The organism is Streptomyces sp. NPDC058470 (assembly GCF_042721055.1).
Taxonomy (GTDB): domain Bacteria; phylum Actinomycetota; class Actinomycetes; order Streptomycetales; family Streptomycetaceae; genus Streptomyces.
Genome location: NZ_JBHXMF010000034.1, coordinates 58,383 through 72,718, shown reverse-complemented (window position 1 = coordinate 72,718; position 14,336 = coordinate 58,383). Strand labels below are relative to the sequence as shown.

Annotated in this window: 15 protein-coding genes; 7 read left to right on the top strand and 8 right to left on the bottom strand. The window is 70.1% G+C overall.

Annotated elements, in window-relative coordinates; translation table 11 throughout:
* Window positions 1–45 precede the first annotated feature (45 nt).
* The 4 genes from ACFWP7_RS24580 to ACFWP7_RS24565 form a co-directional block, all read right to left on the bottom strand.
* On the bottom strand, window positions 46–438 hold the full coding sequence (locus ACFWP7_RS24580; RefSeq protein ID WP_384384677.1) for a DUF742 domain-containing protein: 393 nt from the start codon (window positions 436–438) through the stop codon (window positions 46–48).
* The gene (locus tag ACFWP7_RS24575; protein WP_384384675.1) at window positions 435–905 is read right to left on the bottom strand and encodes a roadblock/LC7 domain-containing protein; all 471 of its coding nucleotides are present in this window, start codon (window positions 903–905) and stop codon (window positions 435–437) included. The genes ACFWP7_RS24580 and ACFWP7_RS24575 overlap by 4 nt, the downstream gene beginning before the upstream one ends.
* Complete coding sequence (locus ACFWP7_RS24570; RefSeq protein ID WP_384384672.1) at window positions 902–3,298, bottom strand: nitrate- and nitrite sensing domain-containing protein; 2,397 nt, start codon at window positions 3,296–3,298, stop codon at window positions 902–904. The genes ACFWP7_RS24575 and ACFWP7_RS24570 overlap by 4 nt, the downstream gene beginning before the upstream one ends.
* A 570-nt stretch (window positions 3,299–3,868) precedes the next feature.
* The gene (locus ACFWP7_RS24565; protein WP_384384669.1) at window positions 3,869–4,678 is read right to left on the bottom strand and encodes an SAM-dependent methyltransferase; all 810 of its coding nucleotides are present in this window, start codon (window positions 4,676–4,678) and stop codon (window positions 3,869–3,871) included.
* 152 nt (window positions 4,679–4,830) lie between these two features.
* Between ACFWP7_RS24565 and ACFWP7_RS24560 the strand changes: the two genes are divergently transcribed.
* On the top strand, window positions 4,831–5,286 hold the full coding sequence (locus ACFWP7_RS24560) for an RpiB/LacA/LacB family sugar-phosphate isomerase (RefSeq protein WP_384384666.1): 456 nt from the start codon (window positions 4,831–4,833) through the stop codon (window positions 5,284–5,286).
* A gap of 36 nt (window positions 5,287–5,322) precedes the next feature.
* On the opposite strand, the gene ACFWP7_RS24555 is transcribed toward ACFWP7_RS24560, so the two are convergent.
* The gene (locus ACFWP7_RS24555) at window positions 5,323–6,009 is read right to left on the bottom strand and encodes a DUF2848 domain-containing protein (RefSeq protein WP_384384663.1); all 687 of its coding nucleotides are present in this window, start codon (window positions 6,007–6,009) and stop codon (window positions 5,323–5,325) included.
* 121 nt (window positions 6,010–6,130) lie between these two features.
* Between ACFWP7_RS24555 and ACFWP7_RS24550 the strand changes: the two genes are divergently transcribed.
* Genes ACFWP7_RS24550 through ACFWP7_RS24540 form a run of 3 tightly spaced genes read left to right on the top strand, consistent with a single transcriptional unit; the run spans window position 6,131 to window position 8,674 of the window.
* Entirely contained in the window at window positions 6,131–7,486 is a 1,356-nt protein-coding gene (locus ACFWP7_RS24550; protein ID WP_384384660.1) for an MFS transporter, read from the top strand.
* Window positions 7,487–7,535: 49 nt separating this feature from the next.
* On the top strand, window positions 7,536–8,339 hold the full coding sequence (locus ACFWP7_RS24545) for a carbon-nitrogen hydrolase family protein (RefSeq protein WP_384384657.1): 804 nt from the start codon (window positions 7,536–7,538) through the stop codon (window positions 8,337–8,339).
* The gene (locus ACFWP7_RS24540) at window positions 8,336–8,674 is read left to right on the top strand and encodes a cupin domain-containing protein (protein ID WP_384384654.1); all 339 of its coding nucleotides are present in this window, start codon (window positions 8,336–8,338) and stop codon (window positions 8,672–8,674) included. The genes ACFWP7_RS24545 and ACFWP7_RS24540 overlap by 4 nt, the downstream gene beginning before the upstream one ends.
* A gap of 54 nt (window positions 8,675–8,728) precedes the next feature.
* Here ACFWP7_RS24540 and ACFWP7_RS24535 read toward each other — a convergent pair whose 3' ends face one another.
* Together ACFWP7_RS24535 and ACFWP7_RS24530 are read right to left on the bottom strand one after the other, a co-directional pair.
* Window positions 8,729–9,376 carry a GntR family transcriptional regulator gene (locus tag ACFWP7_RS24535; protein ID WP_384384651.1) on the bottom strand — a complete coding sequence of 216 codons (648 nt, stop codon included), beginning with the start codon at window positions 9,374–9,376 and terminating at the stop codon, window positions 8,729–8,731.
* A 91-nt stretch (window positions 9,377–9,467) separates the two neighbouring features.
* Window positions 9,468–10,481 (bottom strand): endonuclease/exonuclease/phosphatase family protein, encoded by a 1,014-nt coding sequence (locus tag ACFWP7_RS24530; protein WP_384384648.1) that lies wholly within the window; start codon window positions 10,479–10,481, stop codon window positions 9,468–9,470.
* A 243-nt stretch (window positions 10,482–10,724) separates the two neighbouring features.
* Between ACFWP7_RS24530 and ACFWP7_RS24525 the strand changes: the two genes are divergently transcribed.
* Genes ACFWP7_RS24525 through ACFWP7_RS24515 form a run of 3 tightly spaced genes read left to right on the top strand, consistent with a single transcriptional unit; the run spans window position 10,725 to window position 13,256 of the window.
* A complete protein-coding gene (locus ACFWP7_RS24525) occupies window positions 10,725–11,690 on the top strand; it encodes an aldo/keto reductase (RefSeq protein WP_384384645.1) in 966 nt (321 codons plus the stop codon).
* 5 nt (window positions 11,691–11,695) lie between these two features.
* On the top strand, window positions 11,696–12,640 hold the full coding sequence (locus tag ACFWP7_RS24520) for an NAD(P)-dependent oxidoreductase (RefSeq protein ID WP_384384642.1): 945 nt from the start codon (window positions 11,696–11,698) through the stop codon (window positions 12,638–12,640).
* Window positions 12,630–13,256, top strand: coding sequence for a TetR/AcrR family transcriptional regulator (locus ACFWP7_RS24515; protein ID WP_384384639.1), 627 nt, complete (start codon window positions 12,630–12,632; stop codon window positions 13,254–13,256). The genes ACFWP7_RS24520 and ACFWP7_RS24515 overlap by 11 nt, the downstream gene beginning before the upstream one ends.
* A 5-nt stretch (window positions 13,257–13,261) precedes the next feature.
* On the opposite strand, the gene ACFWP7_RS24510 is transcribed toward ACFWP7_RS24515, so the two are convergent.
* Window positions 13,262–14,281, bottom strand: coding sequence for an LLM class flavin-dependent oxidoreductase (locus tag ACFWP7_RS24510; RefSeq protein ID WP_384384636.1), 1,020 nt, complete (start codon window positions 14,279–14,281; stop codon window positions 13,262–13,264).
* Window positions 14,282–14,336 lie beyond the last annotated feature (55 nt).

The window sequence follows — 14,336 nt, the reverse complement described above, 5'->3', positions numbered from 1 at the left end:
GTGGCCGTCCCCGCCTCGGACACCGGTACCCCGGTCTGCTGTTCGTCAGAGTCTGAGTAGGGCATCCTTCACCGCCTGAAGAAGAATCAAGTCCGGTTCCTCGCCGGCCACCACCGTGAGCGGTGGCCGGATCGCCACTCGTCCGATGCCGAGCAGGTCGTCGACGAGGATCTTCGTGACCGCAATGGGCTGCCGGAGCATGGCGGAGACCTCGGCGAGCGCCACGGGCGTGCGGCACTGCTTCAGAATCAACCGGTGTTCGGGTTGCAGGCTGCGGTCGCCCTGCTGGTCGCCGAGGCCGGAGACAGTGGCGATCACCGTGATGAGGGTGAGGTCGCCCCGCACCGAGACGGTACGCCCCTGGGTGATCGTGTATGCCCTGACCAGGCTTTCCTCGGAGTCATCGTCGTCCGCCGCCGCGTCGGCCCAGTGTTTCACTCATGTCCTCCCCCCGTTCCTGCCACGCCGGAGCGGGAGGATCCCCAGTCCTGCGCAAGCCCCTGGACGACCCGTACTTCGGTGCCCAGATGCTGTCCCACTTGCTGTACGAGGGTGTCCATGGCTACGGCCATCAGCTCCGCGTCCACCTCCTGGTCCGCGACGACCGCCAGGTGGGTGCCCCGGCCGGCGGAGCTGATGAACAGCCACAGTTCGTTGAGTTCGATGATCAGCTGGCGGACCGCACCACCGCCGAACACCTCGCCGACTCCGCGCGCCAGGCTCTGCTGCCCGGTGGCGATGGCGGCCAGGCGTTCGGCGTCGACTCGGGCGATGCTGCTGGACTGACTGACGACCAGACCGTCGTCGGACAGCACCACGGCGTTCCGGGTGCCCGGGACCTGGTCGACCAGACGATCGAGCAGCCAGTCGAGGTCAGAGTTGGTGGCAGTGCTTCGCAGAGTCATCGTCCGTCTTCCTTCCGGGTCCGTTCGGGTCCCGGTGCGGGATCGTCGCGTTGGTGTTCGGGGGTGTGTCTGAGCCGGGCGGCCCGGGACTGGCGTTGGAAGGCGCCGACAGTGGCGCCGGGGCGTGCCCCGTTCCGACGGGGCAGAGGCTGGGCTTCGGCCGTGTCCGTGTACGGCGCCTCGGGGTGCGCGGGGGGAGGCTGCCGGAGTTCGCTGGCGAGGCTGGCCTGCCGTACCCGCCGGGGCAGTGGGTCGTTGGCCTGCCTCGGAGCCGGAGCCGGAGCCGGAGCCGGAGCCGGAGCCGGAGCGGGAGAGGAAGCGGGAGCGGGAGCGGGTCGGACCTGCGGCTCGATCCAGGGACCGACGAGCGGACGGGTGAACTCCTCCCGGTCGCCGGGCCGGAGCCGCGGCCGTAGATCGGGGTGGGTGTCCGCCTGGGCGGGCGTGCTGTGCAGCGCGAGCTGGTCGGGGTAGGTATGGAAGGCGTCGGTCGAGATTTCCTCCGACAGCGGTCCCCCGTCGGTGATCAGCTCCCCGGGCACCAGGACGACCACCCGCGTGCCCCCGAACGACGAGGGCCGCAGCTCCACCTTGAGACCCAGGTTGGCGGAGAGCCGGGCCACGACGTACAGGCCCAGCCGGGCGTCGTCGGCGCGGGACATGACGTCCATCCGGGGCGGCTCGGCCATCAGTGCGTTGGCCGCGTCGTACTGCTCGGACTCCATGCCCACGCCGCGGTCCTCGATCTCGATCGCGACGCCGCGGCTCACCTGGGACACGGTCACCTCGACCGGCGTCGGCGGCTTGGAGAAGGACACCGCGTTCTCCATCAGCTCCGCCAGCAGGTGTGCCACGGGACCGACGGCGCGCTCGGACAGCCAGGCCTCGACGTCGATGTCGATCCGGATGCGGCGGTAGTCCTGCACCTCGCTCTGCGCGGAACGCAGGACGTCCAGCAGCAGTACGGGCCTGCGCCAGCGGCGCTGCGGCTGTCCGTTGCCGAGGATGACCAGGTTCTCCTCGTAGCGGCGCAGCCGGGCCGCCAGGTGGTCGAGGTCGAAGAGACCTTCGAGGACCGCGGGGTCCTCGTGCTGGCGCTGCATTTCACCGAGCCGCCTGAGCTGCATGCCGATGAGCAACTGGGTCCGCCTGGCGATACGTTGCAGCAGGCGCTCGAAGCCGCGGTACAGCTCGACCTCTCGTACGGCGGTCTCCAGGGACGAACTGCGGGCCTGGTTGAGGGCTTGGCCGAGCTGGCCGAGTTCGTCGTCGGCGTGGCGGATCTCGGGCAGTTCGGCGTCGGTGTCGACCTTCTCGCCCCGGCGCAGCCGCTCCACCATGTCGGGCAGCCGGGTCTGCAGTTCCAGGGCCTCCGAGCGGAGCGCGAAGATCCGCAGGCGCAGGATTCCGGTCAGCCGCAAGGTGAACAGGAGCAACAGCAGCACGGCCGCCGCGCTCGCGGCGGCTGTGATGATCAAGGTTTGCACCAGGCCGCCGAGTTCGCCGTTGGTGACGGCGTCGAGGTCGGAGGCGACCGCGTCGCCGGCCTTCTCCAGCTCGGGCGTGATGTCGGTGCGGACCTGCTGCCACTGCTCGCCGATCGAGTCGGCCACGGGGGTCCGGCCGGCCTCGTCCTCCTTCTTGGTGCTGAGGAGGCCCGCCTCGATCCGGGCCTTCTCCTTCCAGTCTGCACTGGAGAGCACGCTCTCAAAGGACTTGGCCAACGGCGCGGGCAGCTGCGCCACGATCTTGTCGTCGTAGATGTGCTGCTGGGCGCCGATCGCGCCGGCGAGCTGGAGGCGCTGCTCACCGGTGAGCCGGCCGCTCGCCACCCCGGAGGCGATGATCGCGTCCTCGCGTGCGATCATCTCCAGGCCCCACGCGGCGTTGAACGTCGGCCGGCTGAGCTCGGCCTGTTCGCCGAAGCCCACGTTGCTGAAGCCCTCGAACATCTCCAGGTCCCAGGTGATGATCTCGGTGTAGTCGTCGAAGGTCTGATCCGGGTCGGCGGATCCCTGGTCCAGGGCGTCGCGCTGGTCGGGCAGTCGCCGCATGGCCTGGTCGAGCTTCCGGAACGTTTCGTCGAGATCCTCCGGTACGGAACCGGACAGCGCGTCGAGGCGTCGGACGGCTGTGTCGGTGAGCCCACGCTGACGCGTCAGTTCGGACCGGTCCGCCGGGGGGTCCGACAAGGCCATCGAGGTCAGCCGCCGCTCCGTCTGCGCAGCAGAGATGACGCCGAGAAGCGGCTCAGTGAAGCGCTCTGTCGACCCCTGCCGGTCGTGGACCTCACGCCACTCCCCGTACTGCTGGGCCGAATCCGTCGCTGCCAGGGCGACCAGGACGAGGCAGGGCACCAAGGCGAGTGCGAACAGGATCGCCCGCAGCGACATCCGGCGCTTGGGAGCCGTCTCTTGACCTGGCGGACGGCTCTCGGGTGGTGAGGTTCGTGCGTGGAGTGCCACTGGGGTCCCCGGCGTGTGAGTGATGACGGACCGTGCCTGGAAGCGGTGGTCCGAGTCATGGCAGGGGGGAGCCTACAGAAGGATAAACGATCTCAATACGGTTCGGCTGATTGGTTCATTGACAATTTCCCCCGAAGGGATATTCCTGCGGCGCGTCTCTCTCACAGCGGCCGGACGCAGCCCACCGGGTACTCCCCGCCGAGCTGGACGTCCAGTGCAGCCCCGTACTTGTGAAGGTGTGCTCCCGGACGGCCGCAGGCCAGCCGCGGAAAGTGGCCTCTGTCAGGCGAATCTTCCGGTAGTCCGGGCTCTGGCGGGCGTTCTGCTGCGAGGCCTGCCACGTCTCCATCAAGTCGCCCGAAGCCAAGCCGGAGTTGGCGACAACCTCCTGTTTGCCGTCCGGCGAGACCGACGTGCCGAACCCGGCCCCGAAGACCAGGACCCTGAGCAGCGCTCAGTGAGTGCCGCAGCCGAGGAGGGCAGCTCGGCTCTGCGCGGTCAGGGTTTCCGGGCAACGGCACCGAACTGCGGGAGCGCGGGGGGCGATTCGGCCTTGGCGTGCCATTGCGAGCAGGAGACGATTCCCGGCGTGATCAGGTCCAGGCCGTCGAAGAAGGCGGTGACCTCCGCGCGGCTGCGGGCGGTGATCGGCGGGGTGGCGTTCTTGTTCCAGAAGTCCATGGCCTCGACGTTGCCCTCGCCGCCGAGGTCGGCGTCGGTGGTGGGGTGGGTCAGGGCGAGGTAGCTGCCGGAGGGGACCGCGGCCATGACGCGGCGCACGATGTCCTGGGCCTGGCCGGTGTCGAGGACGAAGTTCAGGATGCCGAGCATCATGACCGCGACGGGCCGGTCGAGGTCGAGGGACGCTGCGGCGCCCTGGACGATGGCGTCCGGTCGGTGGACGTCGGCGTCGACGTAGTCGGTGATGCCCTCCGGGGTGCCGGTGAGCAGGGAACGGGCGTGGACGAGCACGATGGGGTCGTTGTCGACGTACACGATCCGCGACTCGGGCGCGATGCGCTGGGCGATCTGATGGGTGTTGTCCATCGTCGGCAGTCCCGTGCCGATGTCCAGGAACTGCCGTACTCCGTGGTCGGCGGCCAGGTACGTGACCGAACGCCCGAGGAACTCGCGGTCGGCGCGGGCGACGTCCCGGATGATTGGGAACATGGCGGCGACCTGGTCGCCCACCTGCTGGTCGACCTCGTAGTTGTCCTTGCCACCGATCCAGTAGTTCCAGACCCGGGCGTTGTGCGCCACCGAGGTGTTGAGCCTTGACGATCCGTCCGGGCGCCGGTTCTCACTCACGTCTTCTCCTCTCCGTACACCCGCGAGGTGTGCTGGGCGAACCTGCGGCGGCAGTGGGCCGTCGTCGCCGTGCTGCCAGTTGATCACGCCGAGGAGCGTCTGCGGCAGAGGTCCGAAGACATCCGCCTCATCGGCTGCGTAGTCTTCGAGGCATGCGGATCTCCGTTTCCTCGGACATGGACGAACCAGTGGCCCGGCACCTCGTCACGGAGTTGCGCGGTCGCGGCCACGAGGTGCTGACGCACGGGGCGCTCAAGCCCGGTGACAGCGCCCAGTGGGCGTTCTGCTCGGAGGCGGCTGCCCGTGAGGTCGCCGTCGGGACCGCGGACCAGGCGATCGTCTGCTGCTGGACCGGCACCGGCGCCTCGATCGCCGCGAACAAGGTGCCGGGGGTACGCGCGGCCCTGTGCACGGATGCGTACACGGCGGACGGCGCACGCCGCTGGAACGACGCCAATGTGCTGGCGCTGAGCCTGCGGCTGACCTCCGAGCCGCTGCTCAAAGAGATCCTCGACGCCTGGTTCGCCGCCCGGGCCGGCGGCGACGCCGACGACCTGGAGAACGTGGCCCACATCGGACGCCTCGACCTCGGCAGGTCCGGCCCGTAGCGGAGCCCTGGCCGCCGCTACGGGGCTCCGGCGTCCTCAGCCAATCGGTTCGGGCATCGGAATCACGTCGTAGGCCAGCTCGATCGTGTCCCCGGTCGCCGGGTCGCCCAGTTCCACGCGCCAGGTCTCGGCGAACTGGTCCACGTCCTCGGTCATCGGGATGGTCCCGGAGATGAGGACGGTGCCGGGGATCAAGTCGCCCCGGGAGCGCAGCACTTCGGCCCAGTAGCCCGGAGTGAGCAGCTCGGCGAGCGTGCCGTTCTGGATCTCGGACTCCTTGCCGTCGTGGGTGACCCAGGCCCGCAGGGTGAGCTCGTCGAGGCGCGCCTCGACGTCGGCCAGCTTCCAGGCGCGGCGGGCGAGCACGTCCGGGCCCGCGTTCTTGCTCCAGGCGACCCCGTGCACTTCGAGATCCCGGTCGGTGTGGTCGCAGGCGGCACTGAGCAGCAGTTCTCCGTCCGCGGCGACGATCAGGGCCCACTCGGCCTCGCCGGAGGTCCGGGCGTGCTGGGCGGCGACCGTGTCGGTCTGCTGGGCGAGGTACGGGGAGACGGGATAGAGCGCCGGGGTCACGGACGGCGCGGGCACGCCGAGCTCGGCCAGCTCGGCGACGTGTGCGGCGACGTCCTGCTGGCGGCGCCCGGCGTATCCGGCGTTGAGCACCTGCCGGACATCGACGTCACGGGTGGAACCGTCGGGCAGTTCGAAGGTCAGCACGGCCACGGGAACTCCTGAAAATGTCGGTTTCGAAGCGGTTAACTTCCGGCGCAGGGGTTGCGCATACGACCTGTATACAAGAAGTATGCCGAAAGGTCGACGTCCCCCGACGCAAGGAACAGGCAGCATGCAGCACACCCAGCAGGCCATGGAAGCGCCGCCGCCGGCCCGCTCCGGCATCCGCCGAGCCTTCTTCGCCAGCCTCACCGGCACCTCCCTGGAGTGGTACGACTTCGCGGTCTACTCGGCCGCCGCGGCCCTGGTCTTCGGCGACCTCTTCTTCCCCTCCGAGGACCCCCTCACCGGCACCCTCCTGGCGTTCTCCACCTACGCCGTCGGCTATCTCTCCCGTCCCCTCGGCGGTTTCGTCTTCGGCCGGCTCGGCGATGTCATCGGCCGCAAGAAGGTACTCATCGCCACGCTGATCCTCATCGGCGCGGCCACCTTCCTCATCGGCCTGTTGCCCGCCTACGGCACCGTCGGTATCGCCGCACCCATCGCCCTGGTCGTGCTGCGCTTCGCCCAGGGTGTCGGCGTGGGCGGCGAGTGGGGTGGCGCGGTCCTGCTGTCCAGCGAGTTCGGCGACCCCCGCCGCCGCGGCTTCTACGCCTCCGCCGCACAGATCGGACCGCCCGCGGGCAACCTCCTGGCGAACGGCGTCCTGGCCGCCCTCGGCGCACTGCTGACGGAGGATCAGTTCCTGTCCTGGGGCTGGCGCGTGGCGTTCCTGCTGTCCGGTGTCCTGGTCGGTTTCGGCCTGTGGATCCGGGCCAAGCTGGAGGAGACCCCGGTGTTCAAGGCGATGCAGGCCGAACAGAGTCGGCCCGAGGCGCCGGTCCGCGAGGTGTTCACCACCCAGCCCCGCGCCTTGTGCGCGGCCATCCTGTGCCGGGTGGGCCCCGACGTGCTCTACGCGATGTTCACCGTCTTCGTCCTCACCTACGCCACCGGCGAACTGGGCATGTCGCGCGGCTCCGCACTGGCCGCCGTACTCATCGGCTCCTCGCTCCAGCTCTTCCTCATCCCGCTCGCCGGAGCGCTGTCCGACCGGGTCAACCGGCGACTGCTGTACGGCTGCGCAGCCGTGGCAGCGGGTGTGTGGCCGTTCGTGTTCTTCCTGATGGCCGACGGCGGCAGCTGGCCCCTGCTCGCGATCGGCGTCGTCGTGGGTCTGGCCATCCACTCCGTCATGTACGGACCGCAGGCGGCCTTCATCGCCGAGCAGTTCTCACCGCGGCTGCGCTACACGGGCTCCTCACTGGCCTACACGCTCGCCGGCCTCATCGGCGGCGCGGTCGCACCACTGCTGTTCACCGCCCTGCTGAGCTCGTACGACAGCTGGGTTCCGCTGGCGCTGTACATCGCCGTCGCCGCGGCCGTCACCATCGCCGGCCTGTCCCTCGGCCGGGACGCGGACGACGCCACGGACGAGGAGTTGGCACGCGCCGCACCCGCCCCCGAGCCCGCCGCCGAGGTTTCCTGATCCCGCGCCGATCCCCGCCCGCATCCGTCCCGACGCAGAAAGGCCGCCCGTGCGTATCGCCCTGAGCCAGTTCACCAGCGGACCCGAACCCGACAAGAACCTCGCACTCATCGAGGACGACACCCATCGTGCCGCGGCCGCCGGAGCGCGCGTCGTCGTGTTCCCTGAAGCGTCGATGGCCTGCTTCGGTACGCCCCTGGCGCCGATCGCACAACCGCTCGACGGCCCCTGGGCGGACGCGGTCCGCGCCATCGCCGCGGCGGCCGGCACCGTGGTGGTGGCGGGCATGTTCACCCCGGCTCCGCACGGCCGGGTGGCCAACACCCTGCTGGCCACCGGCCCGGGCGTCGAGGCGGCGTACGACAAGATCCATCTGTACGACGCCTTCGGCTACACCGAGTCGGACACGGTCGCCGCGGGCTCGCGGATCGTCACGATCGACATCGACGGCGTACGCATGGGGCTGGCCACGTGCTACGACGTGCGCTTCCCCGAACTGTTCCGGGCGCACGCCGACGCGGGCGCCGTAGCGACGCTGCTGGCCGCGTCCTGGGGTGCCGGGCCGGGCAAGCGCGAGCAGTGGGAGCTGCTGGTCCGTGCCCGCGCGCTGGACGCCACCCTCTGGGTCGCGGCCGTGGACCAGGCCGGCCCGGCAGCCGGGGGAGTGGGCCCGCAGCCCTCGGCGCCCACAGGCATCGGGCACAGCATGGTGGTCGGCCCCGACGGGACCGTACGCGCCGGCCTGGAGGCGGAGCCGGGCCTGCTGATCACCGACCTGGATGTCGACGAGGTCACGTCGGTCCGCAAGAAGACGTCAGTGCTGGCCAACCGTCGTCTGGGGCCGGCCTCATGAACAAACCGGAGCTTGAGTTCCACCTGCCCGCGGGGCCCTGGACAGTGCCGGCCGGTGCCGCCGAGGGGATCGAGGAGCGCGTCCTCGCCGAGGATCCGACCGGTGCGCACCGCACCGCGCTCGTCCGGTGGGCGCCGGGCACCGACACGTCCGCCGATGGCGTGACCCGGCACGACTTCTGGGAAGAGGTCTGGATCCTCCAGGGTGATCTGCACGACCTCACCCTTGACGAGACGTTCCCGCAGGGGTCGTACGCCTGCCGCCCACCGGGAATGCCCCACGGCCCCTGGACGACGGCCGAGGGCGTCACGATGCTCGTCTTCACCTACCCGTAGGCGTGTCACCGTGCTCGTCTCACCTAACCGCAGGAGTGACTCGCTCGCCGCTGTCTAACCGGCGAGCAGCACCTTCAGTGTCGACTGCAGATGGCTGTCGATCGCGGCGCACGCGGCCGTCGCGTCACCGGCCGCGAGCGCGGTGAGGATGTCCTGGTGCTCATGGAGCACCGCCTCCTGGCGGCCGTGCTGGTTGTAGAGCGCCACCACCCCGGCCCTGACCTGACGGCTGCGCAGCCCGTCGTAGTGCCGTTCGAGCAGTGCGTTGCCCACGGCGGCCACGAGGGTGGAGTGGAAGAGATGGTCGACGGCGATGAACTCCTTGGCCTGGTCGGGACCGTTCAACTCCCGCTGCCGCTGGAGGAGTTCGCCCAGCTCCTGCAGCGGAGCCCGCTCCGCGCCGATGACCTGCTGTGCCGCATACCGTTCGACGATCCCGCGCAGCTCCATCAGCTCGGAGATCTCCCGGCCCGACAGCGGCGCCACACGCGCACCCCGCTTGGGCACCAGCTGTACGAGATCCTCGGCAGCGAGCAGCAGCAGAGCCTCCCGGATGGGGGTGCGTGACACCCCGATCCGGTCGGCGATCTCCTGCTCCGAGAGAAACTCTCCCTGCATCGCCGGATCCGTCAGCACCGTGTCCTTGAGGTACGCGTACGCCTTCTCCCGACCGGACGCCACCACTACCCCCAGAGATCGCATACACCTTGTATACGGAAGCTACCACGGGGCCCGCGGCGGTGTGGCGGCCTCGCACACACCCGGCCCGAAGCCCCGCCGTCCGTTGGGGGATCTAGGCGGGAAGCAGTGCAAGTACCGCCACGACGGCCCGATGGTCCGTACCCGGCAGCGTGCGCTCGCCCACGGAGACCCCCACCAGACCGGAGCCGTGCAGGACGTGGTCCAGCTGGACCAGTGGCGGCACGACCGGAAGGCCCACCGGCCAGGTGCGGGGCCATCCGTGGCCGAGTTCGGCATGGGTGTCGGTGAGCCCGGACGCCAGCAGCCCCCGCATCGGGGCGTGGTCCAGGGAGGCGTTGAAGTCGCCGAGGAACACGGTGTCGGGGCCGCTGCGCCGGGCCAGGGAGGCGAGGGCGGTCATGTCCCGCGTCCAGCGGTCCGCGTCGCCCAGCGGGTAGTACGTGTGCACGGCCACGAACTTCACGGTGCGTCCGGCGACGGTGATCTCGGCGGTGGTCTGGGGCCAGGCGGTGTCGGAGTCCGTCGTACCACCGTGGGACAGCGAGCGCCGTGAGTAGATCGAGGAGTCGTACTCGGGGTGGAGTTCGCGGTGCGGCATCAGCGCGCCCAGACCCGCTCTGTCCAGCGCGGCCACCCCGGCGGGCGGCAACTGCTCCAGGGCCAGCACGTCGATCCGCTCGGTGCGGACCAGCTCCACCACCGCGCGCGGATCGGCGCCGCCGACATCGGTGTTGAGGGTGGCGACCCGCAACACCGCCGCGCCCGCCGGAACATGGCGGCTCTCGGGGACGAACCGCGGCACCAGCAACCCCGCCTGGACGGTCACCAGAGCCGCGACGACCGCCACCGCGCACCGTGAGCGCAGAGCGGGAACGGCGACCATGACGCCCAGCACCAGCACGCTGAGCACGGCCGAGTACGGGAAGAGCACCATGGGCACCGCGAGCGGCGTTCCCGCATCAAGTCCCGTCAGCCGTACGAGAAGCAGCCCGGCGGGAGCGCTGAGCACGAGCCCGCAGCCCAGCAGCCCCCACGTCCGCCCGCGCCTCCCGTGTGTCCGCCGCGGATCGTCGGCGCGCAGGGTGCCCGCCACCGTGCCTGTCATCCGCCTCCACCCTCGATTCGCGCCCGGCGGGACGGCGACGATCACCGGCCTCCCGGGACGGGGACGACGGAACGGCGCGTACGGTTCCGGCCGCCGACGGATGCCGCCAACGACCCTCTTTGGGTTTTCGCACGAAATGTCCGACTCTCTCTTGTCGTTTCAAAACTGGCAGTTTAGTTTTGTTATGTGGGGAGAGTGCTCCGGACCCGCGGGGTCCGGTCTCCCCGACGTACTGGAGGAGCGATGTATTCCACGAAGCTCAGGACGAGCAAGCTGGGCGCCACCGGCATGGAGATCACCCGGGTGGGTGTCGGGGCGTGGGCGATCGGCGGAGGCGGCTGGGAGTTCGGCTGGGGTCCGCAGGAGGACGACGAGTCGGTGGCCGCGATCCACCGGGCGCTGGAGCTCGGGGTGAACTGGATCGACACCGCGGCCGCCTACGGCTTCGGCCGCTCCGAGGAGGTGGTCGGCCGGGCGATAGCGGGCCTGACCGCGCGGCCGTACGTGTTCACCAAGGCGTCACTGCTCGACGACGGCACCGGCCGCGTCCGCCACAGTCTCAAGCGGGACTCCGTCCTGCGGGAGGCCGAGGCGAGCCTGACACGGCTCGGCGTCGACGCGATCGACCTGTATCAGATCCACTGGCCGATCCCCGAGAAGGACATCGAGGAGGGCTGGTCGGCCCTGGCCGAACTGAAGGAGCAGGGGCTCGTCCGCCACATCGGCGTGTCCAACTTCGACGTCGGGCAGCTGCGCCGCATCCAGGCGATCGCGCCCGTGGAGACCCTCCAGCCGCAGTACTCGCTGGTCGACCGAGAGGTCGAGGCCAAGATCCTGCCCTTCACCGAACACGAGGGGATCGGCGTCATCGTCTACTCGCCGATGGGCTCCGGCCTGCTGACCGGCGCGATGACGCGCGAGCGCATCGAGCAGCTTCCGGCGGACGACTGGCGCGCCCGCGACCCGCGGTTCGCCGAGCCGCAGCTGTCCCGGCACCTGGCACTGGTCGCGCGGCTCCAGGTGGTCGCCGACCGGCACGGCGTGACCCCGGGGGCCGTCGCGGTCGCGTGGACGCTGCACAACAGCGCGGTGGACGGCGCAATCACCGGATTCCGTCGCCCCGCCCAGGTGGACCCGGTCGTCGCCGCGGCGGACCTGGAACTCACCGAACAGGACATCACCGAGATCGAAGAAACCGAAGGAAGGTGACGACCATGACCACGATCGGATTCGTCGGTCTGGGCGCCATGGGCAGCCGGATCGCAGGCCGCCTATTGGACGGCAACCAGGTGTACGGCACGAACCGCACCCAGTCCAGGGCCACTGAGCTGATGGACCGGGGCATGGCCTGGCGCGCGACCCCGCGCGAGGTCGCCGCGGAGGTCGAGGTGGTCTTCAGCATGGTCAGCGACGACGCGGCCCTGGAGGCGGTCACCTCCGGCCCGGACGGGATTCTCGCCGGACTGGCCCCCGGCGACGTCTACGTCGACATGAGCACGGTCAGCCCGCAGGCCAGCCGGGAGCTGGCGCAGCGTGTGCGGGCCCTGGGCGCCACCCTGCTCGACGCCCCGGTCTCCGGCAGCGTCACCGCCGCCGCCGACGGCACCCTCGCCATCATGGTCGGCGGGCCGGACGAGGGCTTCCACGCGGTTGAGCCGCTGCTGCGCCAACTCGGCCGTACGGTCACGCATGTCGGCGCGAACGGCCAGGCACTGCTGCTCAAGCTCGCCATCAACATCAGCCTCGCCGCGCAGATCCTCGCCTTCAGCGAGGGCGTCCTGCTGGCCGAACGCGGTGGAATCGACCGGACACTGGCAGCGCAGGTGATGTCCAACAGCGCCATCGGATCGCCGACCGTGCAGGCACGCGTCCCGCTCATACTGGACCTGCCCGAACGCGGCTGGTTCGATGTGGAGCTCATGCACAAAGACATCGGGCTCGCCCTGGACGCCGCCGACGACCTGGGCCTCCCGGCTCCCTCGGCCTCCATCACCGACGTCATGCTGACCAAGGCCGAACAACTGGGCTACGCACACCGCGACATCGCCTCCCTCTACGAGGTCCTCGACCACACGGCCGCGGGACCCCACCGGCATGCCGGTCCGAACCCCCTTGACGTGCCGGAACGAGAACCGGCGGGAGTCGCGCGTGAAGCCTGACCAGCAGGAGGCGGCCCCACAGCGCGGCAGACCGCGCAGCGAGAAGGCCCGCGAAGCCATCCTCGACGCGGCGGGGGAACTCCTCCTGGAGCGTGGCCTGTCCGCCGTGAGCATGGACACGGTCGCCGCTCGGGCGGGCGTCAGCAAGGCGACGATCTACCGCTGGTGGCCCACCAAGGAGACCCTCGCGGCGGACGCGCTCTACCACGAATGGGCCGAGGTCCCACCGGCCCGTGACACCGGATCGCTCCGCGGCGACCTGCGCAGCCTCCTGCGCCCCTGGGTGGGGCTGGCCGACCGGCGTCCGTACGGACGTGTGGTCGCGGCCCTGCTCACCCAGGTACAGACAGATCCACAGTTCGCCGAGGAGTACCACGCACGTTTCGTCGAACCCCGCCGGGAACAGGCCCGTGTGATCTGCGGGCGCGCGATCGAACGCGGCGAGATCTCCGCGGACACCAAGATCGAAGTCGTACTCGACCTGCTCTACGGCCCGGTCTACCACCGGCTCCTGCACGGTCACGCGCCCCTCAGCGACGGGTTCGTGTGCGACGTCATCGACACCGTCCTCGACGGTGTCGCGCCGGCCCGGCCCCCGGTGGCCCCCACAGGGTGATCCGTTCAGCCGGCCGCCCGCCGGCCGAGTCGCGGGCCGAGCTCGGTGGCGATGTCGGTGAGGATCTGGACGTAATCGTCGTGGTCGAAGGTGAAGGGCAGCGCGAACGCCACCTCGTCGACCTCCCGGAACGCCGCGTGGGCGTAGAGGCGTTCGGCGATCTCCGCGCCGCTGCCGACGAGGTCCGGGGCGAACATCATGCGCGCCGGTCCCTGTGGCGTGGCGGTGCGTGGCGTCCGCCTGCGTGCGTACTCCTCGTACCTCGCGCGCTGCTCCGCAGTGGCGCTGTCGGTGGGGATGACGACGAGGCCCTGCGAGACACGGGCGCGGTCACCGTCGGGATGGTGGGCACGGAAGGCCCGGATGTGCGAGAGCTGGATCTCGGCGAAGTCCTCGGACTCCTCCGCCTTCACCACACTGCTGGTCAGGAAGTTCATGCCGTGTTCGCCGGCCCACCGGGCCGACCGCAGGCTTCCGCCGCCATACCACATACGCCGTCCCAGGCCGGGGGAGTGCGGCTGGACGCGGTCGGAGAACACCTCGAATCCCTCGACGCCGCTGAAGTCCGTGGCGGGTTTCCCGCGCACGAGGTCCAGCAACCGTTCCATCCGGTCGTAGCTGAAGTCCTCCGCGTCGGCCGTGTCGGGGTAGAGCGCGCTCTTGACCTGGTCGTAGTGCATCGGCGGGCCGACACTGAGGCCCGGATTGAGGCGGCCCCGGGACAGGATGTCGACCGTCGCCAGGTCCTCGGCCAACCGCAGCGGATTTTCCCATCCCAGGGGGATGACCGCGGTGCCCAGCTCGATGTGGCTGGTGCGCTGCGAGGCCGCCGCCAGTACGGCGACCGGGGAGGAGATGCCGTACTGGAGATGGCGGTGTCGCACCCACGCGCTGTCGAATCCGAGCCGCTCACCCAGCTCGATGATTTCCAGTGTCGATTCGTGGCCCTGGGCGGGGTTGTCTCCGTCGAACAGTCCGATGGTCAGGAAGCCCAGTTTCCGCAACGGGTCTGAGGGCAGTGGCACAGGGCTCCTCCATCGTCCGCGGCGAGTTCCACCGAACACAGTGCTGCCTCCATTG

Excerpts from the sequence above, each read along its gene's own strand:
- ACFWP7_RS24540 (WP_384384654.1), top strand. The coding sequence starts at position 8,336 with ATGAACAAACCGGAGCTTGAGTTCCACCTGCCCGCGGGGCCCTGGACA.
- ACFWP7_RS24535 (WP_384384651.1), bottom strand. The coding sequence starts at position 9,376 with ATGCGATCTCTGGGGGTAGTGGTGGCGTCCGGTCGGGAGAAGGCGTAC.
- ACFWP7_RS24525 (WP_384384645.1), top strand. The coding sequence starts at position 10,725 with ATGTATTCCACGAAGCTCAGGACGAGCAAGCTGGGCGCCACCGGCATG.
- ACFWP7_RS24575 (WP_384384675.1), bottom strand. The coding sequence starts at position 905 with ATGACTCTGCGAAGCACTGCCACCAACTCTGACCTCGACTGGCTGCTC.
- ACFWP7_RS24550 (WP_384384660.1), top strand. The coding sequence starts at position 6,131 with ATGCAGCACACCCAGCAGGCCATGGAAGCGCCGCCGCCGGCCCGCTCC.
- ACFWP7_RS24560 (WP_384384666.1), top strand. The coding sequence starts at position 4,831 with ATGCGGATCTCCGTTTCCTCGGACATGGACGAACCAGTGGCCCGGCAC.
- ACFWP7_RS24530 (WP_384384648.1), bottom strand. The coding sequence starts at position 10,481 with ATGACAGGCACGGTGGCGGGCACCCTGCGCGCCGACGATCCGCGGCGG.
- ACFWP7_RS24520 (WP_384384642.1), top strand. The coding sequence starts at position 11,696 with ATGACCACGATCGGATTCGTCGGTCTGGGCGCCATGGGCAGCCGGATC.
- ACFWP7_RS24570 (WP_384384672.1), bottom strand. The coding sequence starts at position 3,298 with ATGTCGCTGCGGGCGATCCTGTTCGCACTCGCCTTGGTGCCCTGCCTC.